Here is a 21215-nt window from a genome sequence, read left to right as displayed (position 1 = left end):
GCCGGTTCGCTCACCCGTCTCCTCACTCGGTTCGATCACCCTGGCAGAAACAGCACTCCAACGGCGATGATGTGCCGCGGCGGGTATCCGCCGTGGCTCAATCCCGCCATCGGATCGAGGTCCTCTTGCTCGGCGTCATAGGTCTGGACGACCTCCAGGAATCGGCGTACCGCTCACTCGTCGCACTGGGTGCGGCCGAGGTCGCCGATCTCGCGCACCGCCTCGCGCTCTCCGAGACCGATACCGAACGGGCCCTGCGCCGACTGGAACGGCACGGTCTCGCCGCCCAGTCCTCCGCCCGTACGGGCCGATGGGTGGCGGCGCCGCCGGGTGTGGCGCTGGGCGCGCTGCTCACCCAGCACCGCCACGAGCTGGAGCAGGCGGAGATCGCGGCGGCGCTGCTGGTGGAGGAGTTCCGGGCCGAGGCCAGGGAGCCCGCCGTACTCGATCTGGTCGAGGTGGTCACCGGCGCGAACGCCGTCTCCCAGCGCTTCCTGCAGTTGCAGCTCGGCGCGTCCGAGGAGGTCTGCGCCCTGGTGACGGGCGGCAACCCGATCGCGGTGTCCGGCGACGACAACGACGCCGAGGCCCAGGCGGCGACCCGCGGGGTGTCCTACCGGGTGGTACTGGAGCGCGTGGTACTCGAAGCGCCCGGTGGGATCGCCGGGCTGGCGGCGGCGCTGGGCCGCAAGGAACAGGTACGGGTCACCGACCGGGTGCCCACGAAACTGGTCATCGCCGACCGGAGCCTGGCCATGGTGCCGCTGACCGGCCGGGGCGCGGAGCCCGCCGCGCTCGTCGTCCACGAGAGCGGGCTGCTGGAGTCGTTGCGGGGACTGTTCGAAGCGGTGTGGCGGCAGGCGCTGCCCCTGCGGCTCAGCGATCAGGGGGAGCTCTCGGAGGTGACCGAACCCGGCCCCGACAGCATCGATCTGCAGATCCTGTCGCTGTTGCTCGCCGGGATGACGGACGTGAGTGTCGCCAAACAGCTGGAGCTGGGACTGCGGACGGTGCAGCGGCGCGTGAAGAGACTGATGGAGCTGACGGGGGTCACCACACGGCTCCAGCTCGGCTGGCACGCGTACGAGAAGGGCTGGGTCACCAGGGACCGCTGATCCGCTCCGCGGTTCTTCCCGTCCGGACCGGGGCGGTATTCCATGCTGCGGTGTCCGGTCACTTCCTGCACGCTTGGCAGATGAGTGTGTGGCAGCTCGTCGCGGTCGCCCTGGTGATGCTGCTCGGTCTGGTCGGGGTCCTGGTCCCGGGTGTGCCGGGACAGGCGATCGTCTGGGCGGCCCTCGCCTGGTGGGCGCTGACCGACACCACAGGCCTGGCCTGGGGAATCCTGGCCGGGGCCACGGCCGTGCTCCTGCTGAACCAGGCCCTGCGCCCGCTGCTGCCCGCCCGCCGCCCCCGCGAGTCGGGGGCCCCGCGCAAGACCGTGTACATCGGCGGGGCCGCCGGGATCGTGGGCTTCTTCATCGTGCCGGTACTGGGCGGCATCGTCGGGTTCATCGGAGGAATCTACGGGGCCGAGCGCGTACGCCTCGGCGGCCACGGCGCGGGCCGGGCCTCCACCCGTACGGTCATGCGCGCCATCGGCACCTCGATCCTCGTCGAGCTCTCGGCCTGCCTCATGGTCGTGGGCGCCTGGGTGGGCGCACTCATCCGGGGCTGAACACCGGCCGCCGTGTACGGGTCCCGGCCAGATCCTCGCAGCACGCGGGGAGCAGGCCTTGCGGCGCGGGGGGAGGCAGGCCCTCGCAGCACAGAGGGCCGGACCGACCAAAAGATGGGATCTCTCCCGACTCATTGACGCACCCGGGCACCGTGCTTACCTTTCTTCAGGGAATAGCTCGGATGAATGTCTGGATACGAGCCGCCGGGAGGCGTCATGGTCGCTGTACCTGAACCACCGAAACGACGAACCGTTCTCGCCACGGGCACCGCCCTCGGCGGAGCGCTGCTGACCGGCGGCCTGGCCGCCGTGCCCGCGCAGGCGGCCCCGGCGCCGGGGAACGCGCACCCGGCCACACCTCGCCCGGCGACGTCGGTGAAGTCATCGGATGACAGCTGGACCACGGTTCTCTCCGACGCCGATCTCGTCTGGCAGAAGATGCCGCAGACCTGGTACGAGGGCCCGTACCTCGGCAACGGCTATCTCGGCTCCGGCATCTACGCCGAACCCGGCAAGAACGCGGTGCGGTTCAACGTCCAGCACTCCGAGGTCACCGACCACCGCCCGGAGTTCGGCTCGCTCTTCGGCCTCGCGCGGCTGCCGATCGGCTACTTCACGCTGGAGCCGGTCGGCACCATCACGGCCGTCGACTGGCGCCTCGGCCTGCGCGACGCCGAACTCACCGGCACGCTGACGACCGACCGCGGCACGCTGACGGTGCGCGCCCTGGTCCACAACTCCCTCTCGGTGCTCGCCGTCGAGATCACCCCGAGCGCGGGCGAGAAGGACTTCCGCTGGGTCTTCCACCCCGCCGAGTCCATCAGCCCGCGCGCCGCTTCGAAGCCCCTTCCCGACGGGTACGCGGCCAACCCGCCGGCCGTGACGGAGCAGCACAGCGGGGTGACGGCCGCCGTACAGCCGCTGCTCGCAGGCGGCCAGCACGTCACCGCCTGGCAGGAGCGCACCCGGGGCGCGCGGCGCACGCTGTATGCCACCGTGGCGCACTCCCACCCGAAGACCACGGCTCGCGACCGCGCGGTCCGGGTGGTGCGCGGCGCGGCCACGGCCTCGTACGACGTGCACGCCCTGACCCACCGCGCATGGTGGCACCGCTACTACCGCAAGAGCTTCCTCTCCGTGCCCGACGCGCGGATCCAGCGCTTCTACTGGATCCAGCTCTACAAGGTGGCCTCCGCCGCCCGCGCGGACGCTCCGGTGATGGCGACGTCCGGCCCGTGGCTGGAGCCCACGCCGTGGCCCAACACCTGGTGGAATCTGAACGTCCAGCTGGAGTACTGGCTGATCCACGGCTCCAACCACCTCGAACTCGACGCCGTGACACGGGCGTTGAGCGAATTCCGGGACAACCTCTCCAACCAGCTGGCCGGCCCGTACCAGAAGGACTCCGCGGGTATCCCCCGCACCACCGACCCCCAGCTGATGAACGGCGCGGATGTCCCCAACGGCGGTTTCGGCGTGGGCATCCCGGGCCAGGACCCGCCGACCCCCGAGGTCGGCAACCTCACCTGGGCCCTGCACAACGTCTGGCTGAGCTACCGCCACACCATGGACGAGCGCATCCTGCGCGACACCCTCTTCCCGTTGCTGCGCAAGGCGGTCAACTACTACCTGCACTTCCTGACACCGGGCCCGGACGGCAAACTGCACCTCCCGGCCACCTTCTCGCCGGAGTACGGGGTCAACGCGCCGGACACCAACTACGACCTGATGCTGCTGCGCTGGGGCTGCCGCACCCTCGTCGAATCGGCGGGCATCCTCAAGATCAAGGACCCGCTGACGGCCCGCTGGCAGGAGGTGCTGACGAAGCTCACGCCGTACCCGGTCGACGAGAACGGCTTCATGATCGGCGCGGGGGTCCCCTTCGCGATGTCCCACCGCCACTACTCGCACCTCCTGGCGGTCTACCCGCTGTACGAGCTCACCGGCCGCACACCCGACGAACTCGCCCTCATCGAGAAGTCGCTGGCCCACTGGGTCGGCTTCGAGGGCGCCCTCCAGGGCTACACGTTCACGGGTGCCGCCTCCATGTCGGCGCTGCTCGGCAAGGGTGATGACGCGCTCAAGTACCTCGGCGAACTGATGGCCCGCTTCATCCAGCCCAACACCATGTACAAGGAGTCGGGGCCGGTCATCGAGACGCCGCTGTCCGCGGCCCAGTCACTGCACGACATGCTCTGCCAGTCCTGGGGCGGCGTGGTCCGTGTCTTCCCCGCGATACCGGCGGCCTGGCAGGACCTCGCCCTGCACGACTTCCGTACGCAGGGCGCGTTCCTGCTCAGCGCGGTACGGGAGAAGGGTGCGACCCGGTGGGTCAGGGTCACCAGTGAGGCGGGCGCGCCGTGTGCGGTACGCCATGGGATCGCGGGCCGGATCGACGTGCACGACTCTCACGGGCGCCCGCTGCGGTACGAGGACCTGGGCGACGGCACGGTCCGGATCCCGCTGCGCAAGGGCGAGTCGGCGCTGATCACCGCGGCGGGCGACCGCCCGGATCTGACCATCAGGCCCGTCACACCCAACGAACCGGCCGCTCACTGGGGTCTGCCGGCATGAGGGCCTGACACCGGGTGACGATGCGGTGGGGAGCTGGGCGCGCGATGCTGGAGGCATGAGTGAATTCACCGAGGCCGAGCGCGCGTATCTCTCCACCCAGCGCCTGGGGCGGCTGGCCACCGTGGACCGCCGGGGCCAGCCGCAGGCCAATCCGGTCGGCTTCTTCCCGCAGAAGGACGGGACGATCCTGATCGGCGGGTACGCGCTGGGCACCACCAAGAAGTGGCGCAATCTGCAGGCGAATCCGAAGGTCGCGCTGGTGGTCGACGACGTGGTGAGCGTGCAGCCGTGGGAGGTGCGCGGGGTGGACATCAGGGGCGAGGCCGAGCTGTTGACGGGTCCGCACGAGTTGGGCCCGCAGTTCAGCGAGGAACTCATCCGGATCCACCCGAAGAAGATCCACAGCTGGGGCCTGGAGTGACCCGGCGGGGCACGGTCGTCGCCTGACGTACCATCAGCTCTCTTGCTGCACAGGGCAATTCGCCGTCCATGGCCCTTCGAGGAACGGCTCACTCCAGCCACAGATGCCGCAGTGCGTACGAGCGCCAGGGCCGCCAGAGTTCCGCGTCCGGTTCGCCGGGCAGCGCCACATCGGGATCACCCAACGCGCGCATCCGGACCAGGGCCGCGGCCCTCGGTGTCATGCCGGGCAGCGCCAGCAGTGCCTGCTCGGTCCCGTCGCGGTCGGCGCCGACGTCCAGCCGTACACCGGCCACGGCGCCCAGCGACGGCTCGTCCGCCATCAGCTCCGCGGGCGCGGGGAAGACGTGGGTGAGCCCGCCGCTGGGCCGGTCGAGCACGGTCCCGTACCGCTCCACCAGCCATGCGGACTTCTCCCGCCCGGCCAGTGCCCGTACCGCGAACTCCTCGGGTTCGGCCGCGCCCGGCGAGCGCAGCCCCGGCCGCCGCGCGACCAGTGGCGCCAGCCGGGGGTCGGCGGCCAGCCGCTCGTCGATGGCGTAGGGATCCGCGTCCAGGTCGAAGAGGCGGCGCAGGCGCTGGACGGTGGTGGTCAGGTCGCGCAGATCGGTGAGGTGGATCCGCGCGTCCAGCCAGCGCCCCGCGGACCGTTCACCGACGGCGACGACGCCGGAGCCGTGCGGCAGCCGCAGGGTACGCCGGTAGGTACGGGATCCCGGCGTGCCGGTCATCTCCTCGATCCGGGGCAGGGCCTCCCGGCCGAGGAGATCGAAGACGTCCTTCGCCGCGTAGGCACCGCGGTACGCGAGCCGCAGCGGGATGCCCGCGGCCGTCGCCGCTGCCGGGGCGGCGGCCTCCGCGCGCAGGTCGCTCGGCGTGCGGGCGTAGATCTGCCGGATCGTGTCGTTGAACTGCCGCACACTCGCGAACCCGGACGCGAACGCGATCTCCGTGACGGGCAGCCGGGTGGTCTGGAGCAGCACACGCGCGGCCTGCGAGCGCTGCGCGCGGGCCAGCGCCACCGGGCCCGCGCCCACCTCGGCGGTGAGCTGCCGCTGGACCTGCCGGGTGCTGTAGCCGAGCCGTTCCGCGAGACCGGGCACGCCTTCGCGGTCCACCACGCCGTCGCCGATCATCCGCATGGCGCGGCCGACGACATCGGCGCGTACGTTCCAGGCGGCCGATCCGGGCACGGCGTCCGGCCGGCAGCGGCGGCAGGCCCGGAACCCCTGCCCCTGGGCCGCGGCAGCGGTCGGATAGAAGCGGACGTTCTTACGCTTGGGGGTCACCGCGGGACAGCTCGGCCGGCAGTAGATGCCCGTGGTGCGGACGGCGAAGAAGAACTCGCCGTCGAAGCGCGCGTCGCGGCTGCTCACCGCTTCGTACCTGGTCTCTTCATCCATCACGGGTACCAGTGTGCCCCTGGTCCGGGCACCCGGCTGGCGGGATTCGGACGGCACTGCCTTCACAGTCCGGGTGCCGTCAGCCCGCCCAGCGCCCGGACAGGAAGGCCAGGGAGTACGCGCCCATCAGGGGAACGGCGAGGCTCAGGTAGACGGTCTTGACCCGCGGGTTCCGCAGGGACCATCCGGCCAGGCCGATCCACAGGGGCCACCACAGGAGCGTGGCGCGCGGGATGGAGGTGTACCAGTAGGAGGTGCCCAGCGCCCACAGGCTGAGGCCGATGTAGAGGGCCTCGGCCCAGCGGCGGCGCCATGCCAGCAGTCCCACCAGGAGCAGCCCGACGACCATGGCGGCGAGTTCGGCCTGGAACATGAAGGCGTACCCGCTGGCCTGGGTGTGGCCGAAGGCGGAGTGCCAGGTGGTCGTCCAGGCGTCCCAGGGGGCGTGGAAATCGCGGTACCAGCCGCGTTCCTCGGCGTGCTTCCAGGCCATCCAGTCGCCGGTGTGCCCGTGCAGGTACCAGCTGTAGATGCCGGCGGACAGGGCGGGCAGGGCCAGCCAGGGCAGCGAGCGCCACTCCTTGCGGGTGCGGGTGGTGAGGAGGAAGTGCAGGGCGATGGCGGCGGCGACGAAGAGGCCGCTGATGCGGACCGACGTGGCCAGTGCGGTCAGGACGGCCGCGAGGGGCCAGTTGCGCCGCTGGGCGGCGAGCCAGGCGGGCAGCGCGAAGGCGAGGAAGAGGGCTTCGGTGTAACCGACTGCGAGGAAGATCGCGCACGGTGAGAGCAGCAGGAACAGCACGGTGCGCGTGCCCGCGCCCGGGTCGGGCAGATACAGCCGGGCGATGCGGGCCAGTGCCAGGACGGCAAAGGCTCCGGCGACGAAGGAGACCAGCAGGCCCGCCGCGGCCCAGCTCGGGACCACGACGTGTACGGCCCGGAGCACGAGCGGGAATCCGGGGAAGAAGGCCTCCCGGTTGTCCCAGCCGCTCTGCCAGGGGCCGGCCTGCCCGGGGAAGTAACCCTGCTGCGCTATGTGCAGGTAGTGGTACCAGTCCCACTGCTGGAAGGGCGCGAGGACGGGCTTGACGTCCCGGGAGTCACCGGTGGGGGGAAACACCCATCGGACGCAGTAGGCCGTGGTCCATATGCCTATGCGGGTCCACAGGTACAGCCACAGCACCTCGCGGTCGGCCGGGCCCAGCCGGAGGGGCAGGCGCAGGGGGCCGGGGAGGACCGCTCGCTTGCGGGGCCCGGACCCGTCTCCCCCGTGGCCGGACGGTGACGGCTGTTCCCGCGTCCCCGGGGGTTGCGTGGGTACGGGAACGCCGCTCGCACGCAGCTCGGGCGACACAGCGGGCATAGAGAACTCTCCTGGGTGTGCGGGTATGCGCGAACGTCGAGGTGTGCGGTGGCATCCGGACGCGCGGGCCGACGGCGCCCGCCCGGCCGCGGTACGGAAAGGAACGGCCTTGTGAGGGACGGATCCCGCGCGGCGGGGGTTGCGTCGGCCTGCTGCCTCCGCACCCCCGGACGGTCACGCACCACTCGCCACTCCCTGACGTCCGCACTGCCGGATCTCTCGCTTCACCAGGCATACGCACGGCGCGGGGCATCCGGCCGACACCGGCAGCGAGAAACCGACGTGAGGATCGTCACGGAACCGGGCCAGGCCGACACGCGTCGACCGGGCCCGCCACACACACGTACACACACGTACACACACGTACACACACGTACACACACGTACACGCGCACACACACCGAACGCTCCGCGGACCCGCCCCGCGGGGCAGGCCCTACGGCTTGCGGACCTTACCCCGCTTGGCCTCCATGTTCGCCCGCCCCTCCGCACCCTTCATCTTCCAGTCCCGCCGGATCTGGGCGCGCATCCGGGCATCGGTCTTGGCGACGATGCGCTGGTTCTCCCGCAGCAGCTTGCGGTAGCTCTCCAGCCGGCGGACCGGCAACGAGCCGTCGTCGATCGCCGCGAGCACCGCACACCCCGGCTCCGCCTCATGGGCACAGTCGTGGAACCTGCACTCCCGCGCGAGCGCGTCGATCTCGGAGAAGACCTGGGTGACCCCGCTCGAAGCGTCCCAGAGGCCGACCCCGCGGAGCCCCGGGGTGTCGATGAGGACTCCCCCGCCGGGCAGGGCGAGCAGATTACGGGTGGTGGTGGTGTGCCGGCCCTTTCCGTCCACGTCCCGGATGGCCTGCACCTCCATGACGTCCTCGCCGATCAGGGCGTTGGCCAGCGTGGACTTGCCCGCACCGGAGACCCCGAGCAGCACGCTCGTGCCGCCCGCCACCACCGCCGCGAGGATGTCGACCCCGGCGCCGGTGGCCGAGCTGACGGCCAGCACCTGCACACCCGGTGCGGTCGTCTCGACGTCCTCGACGAGATACGAGAGCCCGGTGGCGTCCGGCACCAGGTCGGCCTTGGTCAGCACGACCAGCGGTGTGGCGCCGGACTCCCACGCCAGGGCGAGGAACCGTTCGATCCGGCCGAGATCCAGCTCGACGGAGAGCGGCACCGCGATGATCGCGTGATCGACATTGGCCGCGAGGATCTGCCCCTCGGACCGCTGCGAGGAGGTCGACCGTACGAAGGCGGTCCGCCGGGGCAGCAGCGTCCGCACGAACAGCGGATCACCCACGGCGTCGACCGCCGCCCAGTCGCCGGTGCAGACGACCTTCATCGGGTCGCGCGGCACGACGTACTCGGTGTCGGCCCGCACGATGCCGTCCGGGGTGATCACGTCGCACTGCCCACGGTCGACCCGCACGACCCGGCCGGGAACAAGACCGCGTTCGGCGTACGGGGTGAACTCGGCTTCCCAGGCCGCGTCCCACCCGTACGGCGCGAGCGGGTGCGAGGACGCGGAGGAAGCCTGCGGGAAAGAAGAGAAAGACAAGGGGTGACCCTTCACAAGGGCGGCCCCGGCACCACGCTCACTGGCGTGGAGGAAGAGAGATCAGCCGGAGGCCACGGAGGTGGAGTGGATGAGCTTCCGGGTGCGCGCGGCACCCACCATGGCGACAGTCATCGGTCACCCCTCCTGCCTTGCTTCAGCTGATCCCGGCAGCGGTCGGCCGCCGGAGGAACGCTGCAAACCATAACCACAGGCTCCGGTAGCGCACCAGCTCTTTTCTCCCGCCGAACCCGGTCATGCCGCCAGGCGTAAACGAGCCTGCTCCGGCGCCCGGCGTCACCCTCCGAGCCCGCACGGCCTCAGGACGACCGTCACGCTGTCGCGCAAACCGGCGCGGCCTCTGCTCGGACCCGCATGCGGTCAGGGAGAGCACGCAGCGGGTGCCCGCCGATCGCGCTTCCCCTCGGCCAGGCTCTGACCACGTGGCGCAACAGTCAGGGCACCAGGGCAGTCATCGGTATGTCATCGCAATGTCAACAGCCGCTCCTAGCGTCTGATGCGTTCGTTGCCGGACACGTCCACACTCCAGGGGGAGATCAGGCAATGTCGAAATCGAGCAGGATGGCACGGGCTGTTCGCACCGCGGTCATAACGGCGGCGCTGGCCGCCGGCACCGCTGTCGCGTTCCCCGCCGCCGCGCACGCGGCCGACGCGGAGCACTACTACATCGTAGATCGGCGGCACCGGCCCGACGCCGGCCGACGCGGGGCAGGGGCACTGCGACACTTCCTACGACGAGGGGAACAAGGCTCTCCCGCCCGGCTCCACCGCGGTCGATGTGTGCTATCCGCACACCGCCGGCCCGTTCATCGGCTACAGCGGCTCGCTCATCGAGTTGCCGGGCCTGCAGGTCCACCCCGACGCCCTCACCGCACCGAACTACGACTCCAGCGTCCAGCAGGGCTACCAGAAGGGGTTGCAGGCGGCGGAGGACACCCACCGCGCCCACCCCGACGCGCGCATCACGATCACCGGCTACTCCCAGGGCGCGCAGGCCGCCGACCAGGTGCTCCAGACGATCGCGGGTGACACCACCGGCATTCCGCTCTCGCAGGTCGACGGCATGCTCTACGCCGATCCCATGACGCCCGGCACCGGCTTCACAGCCCAGTTCCCGAAGGGATTGGGCGTGCCCGGGTTCACCTCCCCCGGCGCCGGCCCGGCGGAGTTCAACGGCATTCCGGTCACGCGGTACTGCATCCACGGCGACCCGGTGTGCGACGTGTCCCTCGTGAACGCGCCCCACTATTTCGATCTGCACCCGAAATACCCGGCGCCCGGGAACGTCATAGCCCAGACCCTCGCCGACGTCGGCCACGCCGACGGGATCCAGTGGAGGAATCCTGACGGGAACGCCGGGTAGGAAATGAGGAAGTCCTGACGGGAGTTCCGCGTAGGACCCCTGGCAGGAGCGAGACAGGGCCCGGCCGACCACGCTTCAGCCGGGCCGACTCGCGACCGGAAATCCCCTGTTCGTCCAAGACGGTCTCTACGTGCCGTCGGCACTCGGCCGGCGCCTGCGGCCGAGGTCGTCCAAAGCGCGGGAGATTCTCGCGTGATTGGCGCCGGTATCGGGGAGGGCGGTGGCCCGTTCGAAGAAGTCGCGTGCCCCGGCCAGGTCTTCCACCGCGGCGCCGTGCCAGATCAGCCGATGGCGTATGGCGATCTCCGACTCGGTGCCGGTCTGCTCGTCCAGGACCGCGCGTGACCGGCGGCGGAGTTCGGCAGCCGCCTCCGGGTTGCCCAGGTTCGCTTCGGCCGTGGACAGTCGGCCGAGGACGGCGGAGTACAGGGGGACATCCCCGAGACGCCTGGCCAGGTCCTCGGCTCTCCCCAGTGTGCCGACGGCCTCGGTGGGTCGGCCGAGGCCGAGTTGGAGACTCCCGAGGCGGAGCAGAGTCTTTCCGAGGAGCCTGGGACTACCGGTCCTGTCGGCGAGGTCGATCGCCTCCGTGTACCGGTCGTATGCCTTGTCGTACTCGCCGAGCTGGTGGTGCATGTCACCGGCACGGCTCATGATCGAACCCGTGAGCCAGTCGTCTCGTTCCAACTTCCCTGCCAGGCGGATGACTTCGGCGAAATGGGTCATGGACTCGGCTATGCGACCCTCCAGATTGGCGAATGTCCCGAGACCGGCCGCGGCTCTGGCCTGCTCATGCGGGTCGCCCGCCCGGCGACTGATGTCCAGCGCTTCTGCGAACCATAAGCGGGCCTGCTGGTAACGGCCCTGCAGGCCGTACATGATGCCCAGACCCGTGCGCAGTGCGGAGTCCATCCGCCGGTCGGTGGCCTGACCGGCCATGGGCAGCACGATCTCCAGGGCGGTGCGGCACTCGTGAAACCGGCCCTGTCGGGTGAGGTAGTCGACCAGGCCCTCGGCGATCCAACAGGCCTCGTCCAGATGGCCCACGGCCGCCGCCTGACCGATCACGTCGACCAGTTCACCGCCCGTCGCGTCCAGCCAGGTCACGGCCTCCTCCCAGTCCGCGAATGGTCCGGTGCCCTGCGGGCCGGCCGGGGAGGACGACGTGCCCCAGTCGCTGGAGCAGCGGGCAGCGGGCAGCGGCCACGTACAGCCGGAACACACCGCTCCGGGCTGCCGCGACCTCGTCGGGGAACGCGGCGGCGACACGGCGGGCGTAGACCGCCATCAGGTCGTGCAACCGGTAGCGGTGGGCGGTCACTTGCTGCACCAGATTCGCGTCGGCCAGGCTTTGAAGGGTCTGCTCGGCGTCGGAGGGCGTCCAGCCGAGCATGGCGGCCAGCGCCAGGCGGTCGAGCTGCACCGTGGGCGACAGGCCCAAGGCGCGGAAGGCACACTGCTCGGCGGCCGGAAGCTGACTGTAGGAGATCTGGAACGCAACTTCGACGCTGCGGTCCTCCACAGTGAGCTCGTCGAGTCGACGCTCGTCGTCGGTCAGCCGCGCTGCCAGGGCTTCCACCGCCCACAACGGGCGGTCCTGTATCCGTGCCCCGACGATGCGCAACGCCAGCGGAAGCCGATCGCACAACGTGGCCAGTTCACGTATGGCCACATGCTCGCGGACGGATCCCTCTCCGCCGACGATACGGGTCAGCAGTCCCGTCGCCTCGTCGATGTCGAGAGGGGACAGCGAGATCCTGCGGTCCGCGTCCACCCCCGTCAGACGCTGACGGCTCGTCATCAGCACCATGCTGCCGGAACCGGCGGGTAGCAACGGTCGCACCTGCTCGGCGCAGGAGGCGTCGTCGAGTACGAGGAGCAGTCGGAGGGGAGCGGTCGCCGCCCGCCAGGATGCGGCCAACTCGTCCCGATCCTCGAAGTCTTCCCCCTCACCGGCGTCCACCGCCCGCAGCAACCGGCGCAGTACTCGTTGCTGCCCCACCGTCTCACGGTCTTCGCGGTGCCCATGCAGTTCCACGAACAGGCAGCCGTCGGGGTACTGGTCCGACAGCTTTCGCGCCGCGCGCACCACAAGGGCGGTCTTCCCGACCCCGGCCATGCCGTCCACCGCCCGGACGGTGACCACCCGCGCCTCGGCGGGCGCGACGAGAAGTTCGAGCTCTCGGTCCCGGCCCGTGAAGTTGCCGATTTCGACGGGGAGTTCATGGCGTACTCGGCGCCTGTGGTGAGCAGGACCCAGATGCCGCGGTTCGGTTGGCTGTTTCGCCGGTTGGGCCATCGTCCGGCCCTGCCGTGCGGTGGTGCCGAGGAAGAACGCGTCGTCGCCACGGAGGACCGCCTCGTGTACTCGTCGCAGTTCAGCGCCGGGTTCCACTCCTTGCTCGCCCACCAGACGGCGGCGCACCGTGGCATAGACGTCCAGCGCGTCGGCTTGCCGGTTGCCGGCGCAGAGGGCACGCATGAGCAAGGCGGCCAGCGCCTCGTTGTAGGGATGGGTCGCCGTCAGGGAGAACAGTTCGCCCACGGCCTCATGGTGCCGTCCCAAACGGAGTTGGCAGTCCACCTTGTCCTGCACCAGCACGAGCCGGTGCTCCGCCAGCCGTAACCGTTCACTCTCCGCGAAGGGCCCGGGGACTCCGGCCAAGGGCTCTCCGCGAAACAGCCCCAGCGCCTTGGACCACGCGTCCACCGCGGCGTCCAGGTCTCCGGAATTTCTCGCCGAACGCCCTTCGGCGGTGATCTCCTCCCACCGTGGCACGTCCACACACGCGCTTCGTGGGACGAAGCGATAGCCACCGCGGACGGTGGTGATCACTGAGTCCTCCAGGCCCTTTCCGGGAGCATCCAGGCGTCTGCGTAGCCGGTGCACATAGACCGGAATCACCCTGGCGCCCGTGCCCGGGGGTTGCGTACCCCAAACCCCGTCGAGCAACTGCTGCCGACTGACCGTCCTGCCTGGTCGAAGCAGCAAAGCGGCCAGTAGAGCCTGTTCGCGAACCGGTCCGAGCTCCAGACACGCTTCGCCGCTCCAGGCCTGGGGCGGACCGAGCAGAGCGAACCGCAGTTGCTGGTTTGCATTCGTGGACAACTCGCGCGTGATCGGCACGCGGGGAGTTTATAGAGATTCCGGTTACCTTCGGCGACCATCACAAGACCCGCCCCTATCGCGAACAGTGGCACGACACAGGAAGGCTTACCGGGCCGCCTTGTCGGGGGTGGCGCCCATCCCCGACAACCCCCTGCACGAGGAGTTGCGAGCACCACCAGGCGCCCGCACCGAACGCGCTGCGGGAGGTCGCCGATACGTACCGTTCCACAACGTTGCACTGCTTGTAGATTTCGCCAAGGGCATCGCAGACCAGATGAATCTTGCTGGTCAGCCCACCTCTGGAGCGGCCGAGCGCCGGATTTCGGAGCCCCGTTTTCGGGCCCGGCAGCGTGCTGGTGGGCCCGGAGACGGTGGAGTCGACCGACACCGGCCAGTCGACCTCACCCGCCGCATCAGCCCGCGCCTGGGCTTCCCGGAGCATCCGCTCGAAGGTGCCGTCCCTGACCCACCGGCGGAAGCGGGTGTGCAGCGTGGCCCGGCATCCGTACCACTCCGGCACGTCCCGCCAGGCCGTGCCCGTCCAGAACTTCCGGACGATCCCGTTGAGGACCGCCCGGTCATCCAGCCGCTTCCGCCCCCGCCCCGACCGGGGCAGCAGAGGACAGACGAACTCCCGCTCGGCATCGGACAGTTGATGGCGGCGTACCACCCGACCATGATCCACCACACAAGATCATTTGACGACAGACCCTAGCTGTTCTGTCTCGGGAGGGGGTCTCCGGTGCGACGCTCGCCAGCGGACGCGGCGGGTGGATACTGGGAGAAGGAGGTGTGTGACATGCGCAAAATAGCCGACTGCCGAGATTTTCCCAGCGAGACGAAGTGCACCCTCGCCATCACCGGCGAGGAGGACGAGGTTGTCCGCGCCGCGAGTGAACACGCTGTGTCCGTACACGGGCACGAGGACAGCCCTGAGCTGCGGGACCAGATCAAGGCCGCGCTCAAGGACGAGGCTCCGCAGCACGTCTGACCGGCGCCGGACGACCGGGCCCTCGGCCCTCGGTCCGTGACCCGTGGAGCTATCCGGAGCAGGCCCCGGCAGTCCGGTGTGTCCCACCAGGCAGCCGGGCGTAGCGGGCCGGAACCTCTCCGGCGCGGCCGTGCCGGAGGCCGTCCGCCCCGCTTCGATACCGAGACATGCAAAGAGCGCAACACCGTCGAACGCCGCATCGCACGACTCAAGCAGTGGCGCGGTCCGGCCATGCGAACGGACACACTCGCCATCACCTACCAGGCAGCTCTCCATCTCGCCGCCATCTTCATCTGGACCAGGCGGTGACGACGCGGCGGCCATTCAGTCGTAGAAGAAGAGCTCAAGGTCCTCAATGGAACCCGGCCCGGTGAGGAAATCCTCAGCCTTCGGGATCTCGTCCTCCGGGGGCAGTTCGCCCTTCAGGAGCTGTTTCATCCAGATCTCGCCCTGCTCGCCGACTGCGTAGATGCCGGACAGCAGCTCGGCCATGCCGGCGGCAGAGCGATGCTGCAGGCCATAACGATCGCCTTCATCGGCCACCTGCCAGAGAGTGAAAGTCCGGGCCGGTACTCATAGTTACTGAGGTTGAACTGGTGGTGTCGTAAGGGGTGACGGCCGTTCGTTACTGCGGCGCTCGGCCGGGAGCGGGGCTGTGCGTGCGCTCGGATCACGCCAGAGCCGCCGTGCTCGCGGCGCCAGTTCTTCTGCTCCTGGACACGGCGCGACGCCGACCGGCCAGGCATCGTCATGGCGACGACGAGCCACGTGGCAACCTCAGATTTCCCTCAACTCGCCGCAATTGACTCCGCCCTCTCCCTTTACTGAGCGATGACTCCCTGATGCGGGGGGCCAATCGACCTCAACAGCCTTGTCTCGCACAGCCGTTACCGATCGCGTCGGGACGAAGGCACTGTCCGGAGTCGCGGACAGGTCCGGCGTCAGGCCCCGGCCGAGCCCGGCGGCCTGCTCAGCGTCCGCACCGACTGATCGCCACCCCATGCACGGCGTCCCGGGCCGCCGACGCGACCGAAGAACGCGTCTCGCGTTCCGCGAACCGACCATTGCACAACTCGAACGAGGGATGACTCATGAAGACAACCCCTGTCCGGCGTCTGACGCAGGCCGGCGTGATCACCGTCTGCGTCGCCGCTCTCGCGGCGTGCGGGACCTCATCGCGCTCCTACAACGTCTCGGGAGCTCCGGGTGGCGACAGCGCGGCCTGCTCCCGTCTGATGGACAAGGCGCCGCAGAGAGTGGGGGGCCACGGGCGCGAGGACTCCGGCCCGAAGGGCACGGCCGTGTGGGGTGACGGCGACGTGATCCTGCGGTGCGGGAACATCTCGGACGTCCCCGAGTCGGCTCCCTGCACGTCGGTGGACGGCGTCGACTGGGTCGTGAACGAGAAGAAGAGCCAGGACGGGAAGAAGACGGTGCTCTCCTACGGGCGCGCTCCCACCGCCGAGATCGCGGTGTCGGAACGGGTGAAGGACAAGGACGCCGTCGTCCGCGAACTGTCCGCAGCAGTGTCGGGGCTGGCGAAACAGAAGGCGTGCACGGAGCGGGGCTGACGTGTACGGCCATATCGCCCGTCGCCAGGGACTCCGGCTCGTCCTGGCACTGACGAGGGTAGGGCCGTACGGAGACACCCAATCATCGTGTGCAGTACGCCGCTGCAACACCTACCGGACACTTGCCACGGATGTCCTGCGGTCAGCAAAGTTGTCCAGACAAGTTTCCCGTTCACCAGGAGTGCAGCATGCCACCTTCCCGCTTCCGATCTGCACTGACGGCTGGGGCCTGCGCCGTTGTTCTCGCCGTGGTGGGCGCACCCGTCTCGTCCGCCGCGCCGGTCGGCGGGGCCCCGTCGGCCGTGAGTGCGTCCACTCTCACCCTGGTCACCCAGCAGCCCCAGGTCGGTCAGAAACTCAGCTTCGGCTACACCACGGACGCGCCCGGCGCCACGAACTGGATCGGCATCTATCCCGCGAACCGCAAGCCCGGCGACGGGGCTGCGCTCGTCTGGGTCTACGTCCCGAACGCGACCGGCACCGTGGACCTGGACACCTCCGGCCTGCCCGCCGGCTCCTACTCCGCGTGGCTGCTGGCCAACGACGGGTACCAGGCGCTCGCCGCGCCGGTGAACTTCGACATGGCCCCCCGCCCCGCGCGCCACGCCACCGTCCAGGGCACCGTCTTCGACGACAAGAACGGCAACGGCACCCAGGGCAAGGGTGAGCACGGGCTGGCCGGGGTGTCCGTCTCGGACGGCGCGGTCATCGTCCGTACCGACCGGAACGGCCACTACACGTTCTCCGCCGACCTCAACCAGTGGAACCACACGATCGTCAACATCACCATGCCGCGCGGCTATTCGGCCGCCCTCGGCAGCAACCGGGTCCAGCGCTTCTACTACGATCTCGGTTCGCCCGAGGACGGCGCCACCGTCACCCAGAACTTCGATCTGCGGCGCGACAAGGGCAGCGAGCGGCCCGACTTCACCTTCACCCAGATCACCGACACCCACCTGACCAGCCCCGACGGTCCGGAATCACCCGCGGAGGGCGACGGGGTCACGCCGGGCAAGCTCGCCAAGCAGCTGGACGACATGGCCGCACTGCCGACCCGGCCGGCCTTCGTCCTGGCCACCGGGGACCTCAGCGGCGACGGTGCGTCCTCCCACTGGCAGGCGTGGCTCAAGGGCACCGCGAACTCCAAGCTGCCGATCTGGCCGGTGACGGGCAACCACGACCACGGCGGCGGGGACACCGACGGCGTCGGCAACTACCGTTCGCTGCTCGGGCCTTCCTGGTACTCCTTCGACTACGGCAACACCCACTTCATCCAGCTGGAGAACAACGGCGGCCTCGGCGATCCGGTACAGATGGCCTGGTTGAAGCAGGACCTGGCGCTCAACGGCAAGAACGCCAACGGCAGCAAGAAGCAGATCGTGGTCAGTTCCCACGAGCCGCTGGACACCCCCGACACCGGCGGCTCCGCCGGACAGATCGACGCCCTGCTCGGACTCCTCAAGGGGTACGACGTCAAGGCGTTCTTCAACGGCCACATGCACACCAACTTCACCGATCCTCACCTGCTGGACGGCGCGGTGGAGTACAACACGGCCTCGGCGACCTACAACGACGACCACTCCCCCATCGGCTTCCGCGAGATCGCGATGCGCCACGCCGAACTGACCGCCGAATTCCGGATGTTCAACCAGGAACACACGATCGCGGCCACCTCGCCCGCGCCCGGCTCCCAGGTCGGCCAGGGCCGTACCGAGTTCCAGGTGGACGCCTACCACACCTCCAGCCATGTGGTGCGGGTCGAGGTCCGGGTCGACGGCCAGAAGGGCCAGAAGCTGGGCCGGACCGGCAAGTTCTCGTGGTCGGCGCCGTGGGACACCCGCCGGCTGAAGCCCGGCGCACACACCGCCGCGGTCACCGCGTTCGACGACGCGGGCAGGAGCTGGTCGACCACGAGCCGCTTCACCGTCGTGCCGAAGGCCGAACCGGTGCGCGCGGGCGCGGACGTGCCCGAGTTCCACGGGGACGCCCTGCACACCGGAGTACAGCCCGGGAACCTGGGCTCCGGAAACCTCACCAACGCCTGGACCCACCGCAGCGGCGCCACCATCGGCATGTCCTCCCCGGTGGTCGCGAACGGAATCGCGTACATCGGCACCTGGGACACCGACGGGGCCAAGGGCAACGGCGTGGACGCCGTCGACCTCGCCACCGGCCGGACGAAGTGGCACTTCGCCACGGACAGCCTCGTCCAGTCCACGCCCGTGGTGCACGACGGGACCGTCTACCTCACCGAGATGCGTGGCACCCTGACCGCGGTGGACGCGGCGACCGGCGCGGTGAAGTGGCGCCACGCCCTCCCCGGTTCCTCGACGACCGGCGCCTACGACGGTTACGGCTACGGCGGCGCGACCGTCTCCGGCTCCACCGTCTACTACTTCGGCTACACCACCACCGGCAGCCACCTCGTCGCCCTGGACACCGCGACCGGTAAGCAGCTGTGGGACTCCCCGGTGGACAGCGGCTGGTGGAACAGCAGCACCCCCACCGTGGTCGGCGGCAAGGTCTACGTCCACGACAGCCGCGGTGGCCTGCGTATCTACGAGGCCGCCACCGGTGAGCAGCTCGTCTCGGCCGGAGGCGTCGGCGGCGTCCACCACTCCACTCCCGTGGTGGCCGACGGGCAGGTGTTCACCACCGACATGAGCAACACCCTCCTGGCCCGGGACGCCTCCACCGGCAAGGAACTGTGGCACTACCAGAGCGACGGGGTATCCAAGGACGACGCCGCGCAGCCCGGTGGCTCGGCGGCCGTTGACGGGCACACCGTCTACGCCGGCTTCACCAACGGCCGGGTGGCCGCCTTCGACACCAGCACCGGCACCAAGCTCTGGGAGTTCCAGAGCGGCAGGGCCTTCGTCGGCTCGCCGACCATCAGCGGTGGGACGTTGTGGATCGGTGGCACCGACGGCCACCTGTACGGGCTGGACAAGGCCACCGGCGCCAAGCTCCAGGACCTGAACGTCGGCGCGCCCATCCTGTCGACCCCGACCGTCACCGGTAACACGCTGCTGACCGGCGCCTGGGACGGCAACCTCTACGCCTTCACCGCGCGCGGCTGACACCCCCGCCGGAGTGGCGGCCCGAGCCGACCGGGGCAGCGGCCCGCGTCGGACGGGCCGCTACCCCGGCGAACTGTTGCCGCAGGCATAGCAGATGTACCAGCCGTCTTGGTTCCTCGTCATCCGGGCTCCGCACTTGGCACAGGTCATGTACCTATCTTCGGCGGTGGAGCGCGCCAGAAGTCGAAGTCGGGCAGGCCGAGTTGTACGGCGCATATCCGACAGTCTCATCCCACGGTCTCAGGCGGCCCCGTTGCGGGCGGCGGTCCGCGACAGCCGGACGCCGACCGCGACGGTCGCGGCGACCACCAGCCCGGCCAGCGGGACGGCCCGGTGCCCGGCGAAGCCGGCGGCCAGCACCAGGGGCACGCTGACGGGCAGGACCAGGCGCTGGGCGGTGCCCTGCTTGAAGTGGCGGGTGTGCAGCAGGGACACGGTGAGCAGGAAGAGCGCGGTGGGGACGGTGACGGCCATCGAGGCCGCGAGCGTCGAGAGGTGGGCGTGGTGCGTCACCTGTTCCACCGCGACCTCGATGCCGGAGCCGATCGCGGCGGCGGAGGCGAAGACCAGGTAGTGGCCGTAACCCCACAGGAACGCCTGCCGGTTGGAGACCAGGTACTCGTGGATCGGGACGGCGAAGTAGATCCAGTAGGCGCCGAAGACGATGAGCAGCCCGCCCGCCGCGATGGGCAGGAGCTCGCCGAGCGCGGCTGACGCGTCGACCGCCGACTGCACGGCCACGGTCGCGGCGGCGATCGTCTCGCCGAGCATGATGATGGTGAAGAGGCCGTAGCGTTCGGCGATGTGGTGCGGGTGCCAGCTCGTACGGTGGTGGCGTTCGGCGAAGACCGGCACTGCCAGGTCGGCGACCGCCATGGGGACGAAGCCCCATTCCCAGGCCGCGTGGGGCAGCAACAGCAGCACGACCCAGCCGATCTGGACGACCAGCAGTCCTGCCGCGTAGCGCAGCGCCGTGGTCCTGGCCGGCCCGGTCTCCCCGTGTGCGGCCCTGAGCCACTGGAACGTGAGCGCGAGGCGCATGATCAGGTAGCCGACGATCGCTACCGTGAAGTCGGCGTCGTCGAAGGCGCGCGGGACTCCGGCGGCCAGGACGAGGACGCCGGAGATCTGGACGAGGGTGGCGATCCGGTAGAGGATGTCGTCGCTGTCGTAGGCGGAGGCGAACCAGGAGAAGTTCACCCAGGCCCACCAGATCGCGAAGAACACCAGCAGATAGCCGGTGATCCCGTGGACCGGTTCGCCTCCGGCCACGGCGTGTACCAGTCGCGACCCCGCCTGGGAGACGGCGACGACGAAGCACAGGTCGAAGAAGAGTTCCAGCGGGGTGGAGGCGCGGTGCGCCTCGTCGCGGTCGCGGGCCCGCAGCCGGATGCCCGGCAGAACGGCCCGGCCCTGTCCCGCGGCTCCCGCAGAGGTTTCCTCGCTCATCGGCGCGCCGATCCTCCACTCACACCCGGCCGGATCTTCATCGCTCCTCAGAATGGCGCAGATCGTGCGGGGCCGCGCCCTCGCCACGGGTGACGTCCCCGAAACGTCCGACGCCGAGGCGGGCGCCAGGCGAGGCGGGCGCCAGGAGGTGGGCGTCAGACAGCGCGGTACATGCCCACGGACTCCGGTGCCGTCTCCCTGAACCCGAACTTCTCGTAGAGGTAGCGGGCGGCGCCGTCGGCGATGAGGGACACGTAGGCACTGGCCGGTGCGCGGCGGCCGAGTTCCCCGGTCAGTTCGTTCATGATCCGCTTGCCGAGGCCACGGCCCTGGTGCGCGGGGGTGACGCAGATGTCGACGATCTGGAAGAAGCAGCCGCCGTCACCGATGACGCGCCCCATGCCGACGGGCTCGTCACCGTCCATGATCACCACGCTGTGCCAGCTGTTCGGCAGTCCGGCCTCGGCGGCCTCGGCCGTCTTCGCGCTCAGACCGGCCACGGACCGCAAGTGGCGGTAGGTCTCGACGGACGGCACTCCGACTCGGATCACGTAAGGGTCAACAGCAGGATTCATGGCCTACATGTTACGTGACTGCCGGGCCGGGGTGCCGTCCAGCTCGGACGGGAGCGTCCGTGTCGG

General features: G+C 69.9%; 17 protein-coding genes and 2 pseudogenes. 9 read left to right on the top strand and 10 right to left on the bottom strand.

What is annotated here, in order from left to right:
* Positions 1–125: 125 nt before the first annotated feature.
* From NBY69_RS33785 to NBY69_RS33770, 4 genes are all read left to right on the top strand, one after another.
* Complete coding sequence (locus NBY69_RS33785) at positions 126–1115, top strand: helix-turn-helix domain-containing protein (RefSeq protein WP_250306022.1); 990 nt, start codon at positions 126–128, stop codon at positions 1113–1115.
* A gap of 80 nt (positions 1116–1195) precedes the next feature.
* Positions 1196–1678: a DUF456 domain-containing protein gene (locus NBY69_RS33780; RefSeq protein ID WP_250305850.1), complete on the top strand. Its 483-nt coding sequence runs from the start codon at positions 1196–1198 to the stop codon at positions 1676–1678.
* 216 nt (positions 1679–1894) lie between these two features.
* Positions 1895–4252 (top strand): glycosyl hydrolase family 95 catalytic domain-containing protein, encoded by a 2358-nt coding sequence (locus NBY69_RS33775; RefSeq protein ID WP_250305848.1) that lies wholly within the window; start codon positions 1895–1897, stop codon positions 4250–4252.
* Between the two features lie 55 nt (positions 4253–4307).
* The gene (locus NBY69_RS33770; protein WP_250305846.1) at positions 4308–4673 is read left to right on the top strand and encodes a PPOX class F420-dependent oxidoreductase; all 366 of its coding nucleotides are present in this window, start codon (positions 4308–4310) and stop codon (positions 4671–4673) included.
* 88 nt (positions 4674–4761) lie between these two features.
* Here the strand turns inward: NBY69_RS33770 and NBY69_RS33765 are convergent, their stop codons facing one another.
* The 3 genes from NBY69_RS33765 to rsgA form a co-directional block, all read right to left on the bottom strand.
* Positions 4762–6075 carry a DNA-3-methyladenine glycosylase 2 family protein gene (locus tag NBY69_RS33765; RefSeq protein WP_250306020.1) on the bottom strand — a complete coding sequence of 438 codons (1314 nt, stop codon included), beginning with the start codon at positions 6073–6075 and terminating at the stop codon, positions 4762–4764.
* Between the two features lie 79 nt (positions 6076–6154).
* Complete coding sequence (locus NBY69_RS33760; protein ID WP_250305844.1) at positions 6155–7438, bottom strand: mannosyltransferase family protein; 1284 nt, start codon at positions 7436–7438, stop codon at positions 6155–6157.
* Positions 7439–7874: 436 nt separating this feature from the next.
* Positions 7875–8993 (bottom strand): ribosome small subunit-dependent GTPase A, encoded by a 1119-nt coding sequence (rsgA, locus tag NBY69_RS33755; RefSeq protein WP_250305842.1) that lies wholly within the window; start codon positions 8991–8993, stop codon positions 7875–7877.
* A 796-nt stretch (positions 8994–9789) separates the two neighbouring features.
* On the opposite strand from rsgA, the gene NBY69_RS33750 reads away from it, so the two are divergent.
* Complete coding sequence (locus NBY69_RS33750; protein WP_250305838.1) at positions 9790–10374, top strand: cutinase family protein; 585 nt, start codon at positions 9790–9792, stop codon at positions 10372–10374.
* 126 nt (positions 10375–10500) lie between these two features.
* On the opposite strand, the gene NBY69_RS33745 is transcribed toward NBY69_RS33750, so the two are convergent.
* The 4 genes and pseudogenes from NBY69_RS33745 to NBY69_RS33735 form a co-directional block, all read right to left on the bottom strand.
* Positions 10501–11481 (bottom strand): tetratricopeptide repeat protein, encoded by a 981-nt coding sequence (locus tag NBY69_RS33745; protein WP_250305836.1) that lies wholly within the window; start codon positions 11479–11481, stop codon positions 10501–10503.
* Positions 11453–13159, bottom strand: coding sequence for a BTAD domain-containing putative transcriptional regulator (locus NBY69_RS33740; protein ID WP_250305834.1), 1707 nt, complete (start codon positions 13157–13159; stop codon positions 11453–11455). Before NBY69_RS33740 ends, NBY69_RS33745 begins: the two co-directional genes overlap by 29 nt.
* A 30-nt stretch (positions 13160–13189) precedes the next feature.
* Positions 13190–13501: pseudogene (locus NBY69_RS37760) on the bottom strand (winged helix-turn-helix domain-containing protein); the annotation flags it as partial.
* 55 nt (positions 13502–13556) lie between these two features.
* Positions 13557–14171, bottom strand: coding sequence for a transposase (locus NBY69_RS33735; RefSeq protein ID WP_250305832.1), 615 nt, complete (start codon positions 14169–14171; stop codon positions 13557–13559).
* A 111-nt stretch (positions 14172–14282) separates the two neighbouring features.
* On the opposite strand from NBY69_RS33735, the gene NBY69_RS33730 reads away from it, so the two are divergent.
* Both NBY69_RS33730 and NBY69_RS37755 read left to right on the top strand, forming a co-directional pair.
* Positions 14283–14474, top strand: a complete 192-nt coding sequence (locus NBY69_RS33730; protein WP_250305830.1) for a DUF1059 domain-containing protein — start codon at positions 14283–14285, stop codon at positions 14472–14474.
* Between the two features lie 12 nt (positions 14475–14486).
* Positions 14487–14783 (top strand): annotated as a pseudogene (locus tag NBY69_RS37755) (IS5/IS1182 family transposase); the annotation flags it as partial.
* Positions 14784–14798: 15 nt separating this feature from the next.
* Here the strand turns inward: NBY69_RS37755 and NBY69_RS33720 are convergent.
* A complete protein-coding gene (locus NBY69_RS33720; RefSeq protein WP_250305828.1) occupies positions 14799–15017 on the bottom strand; it encodes a hypothetical protein in 219 nt (72 codons plus the stop codon).
* A gap of 548 nt (positions 15018–15565) precedes the next feature.
* Between NBY69_RS33720 and NBY69_RS33715 the strand changes: the two genes are divergently transcribed.
* Positions 15566–16045: a DUF3515 family protein gene (locus tag NBY69_RS33715; protein WP_250305827.1), complete on the top strand. Its 480-nt coding sequence runs from the start codon at positions 15566–15568 to the stop codon at positions 16043–16045.
* 188 nt (positions 16046–16233) lie between these two features.
* A complete protein-coding gene (locus NBY69_RS33710) occupies positions 16234–19125 on the top strand; it encodes a PQQ-binding-like beta-propeller repeat protein (RefSeq protein ID WP_250305825.1) in 2892 nt (963 codons plus the stop codon).
* Positions 19126–19365: 240 nt separating this feature from the next.
* Here the strand turns inward: NBY69_RS33710 and NBY69_RS33705 are convergent, their stop codons facing one another.
* Entirely contained in the window at positions 19366–20574 is a 1209-nt protein-coding gene (locus tag NBY69_RS33705) for a low temperature requirement protein A (RefSeq protein ID WP_250305823.1), read from the bottom strand.
* 155 nt (positions 20575–20729) lie between these two features.
* Positions 20730–21149 (bottom strand): GNAT family N-acetyltransferase, encoded by a 420-nt coding sequence (locus NBY69_RS33700; RefSeq protein WP_250305822.1) that lies wholly within the window; start codon positions 21147–21149, stop codon positions 20730–20732.
* Between the last annotated feature and the right edge of the window lie 66 nt (positions 21150–21215).

Origin of the sequence: Streptomyces sp. A 4/2, from assembly GCF_940670765.1 — a bacterium.
Taxonomy (GTDB): Bacteria; Actinomycetota; Actinomycetes; order Streptomycetales; family Streptomycetaceae; genus Streptomyces.
Note: the sequence above shows the minus strand (reverse complement) of the source record. Positions and strands in the feature narration are given on the sequence as shown.

Bases quoted from the DNA above. Each gene is read 5' to 3' on its own strand.
- NBY69_RS33780 (WP_250305850.1), top strand. From the start codon at position 1,196: ATGAGTGTGTGGCAGCTCGTCGCGGTCGCCCTGGTGATGCTGCTCGGT.
- NBY69_RS33775 (WP_250305848.1), top strand. From the start codon at position 1,895: ATGGTCGCTGTACCTGAACCACCGAAACGACGAACCGTTCTCGCCACG.
- NBY69_RS33770 (WP_250305846.1), top strand. From the start codon at position 4,308: ATGAGTGAATTCACCGAGGCCGAGCGCGCGTATCTCTCCACCCAGCGC.
- NBY69_RS33765 (WP_250306020.1), bottom strand. From the start codon at position 6,075: ATGGATGAAGAGACCAGGTACGAAGCGGTGAGCAGCCGCGACGCGCGC.
- NBY69_RS33760 (WP_250305844.1), bottom strand. From the start codon at position 7,438: ATGCCCGCTGTGTCGCCCGAGCTGCGTGCGAGCGGCGTTCCCGTACCC.
- NBY69_RS33730 (WP_250305830.1), top strand. From the start codon at position 14,283: ATGCGCAAAATAGCCGACTGCCGAGATTTTCCCAGCGAGACGAAGTGC.
- NBY69_RS33715 (WP_250305827.1), top strand. From the start codon at position 15,566: ATGAAGACAACCCCTGTCCGGCGTCTGACGCAGGCCGGCGTGATCACC.
- NBY69_RS33710 (WP_250305825.1), top strand. From the start codon at position 16,234: ATGCCACCTTCCCGCTTCCGATCTGCACTGACGGCTGGGGCCTGCGCC.
- NBY69_RS33705 (WP_250305823.1), bottom strand. From the start codon at position 20,574: ATGAGCGAGGAAACCTCTGCGGGAGCCGCGGGACAGGGCCGGGCCGTT.
- NBY69_RS33700 (WP_250305822.1), bottom strand. From the start codon at position 21,149: ATGAATCCTGCTGTTGACCCTTACGTGATCCGAGTCGGAGTGCCGTCC.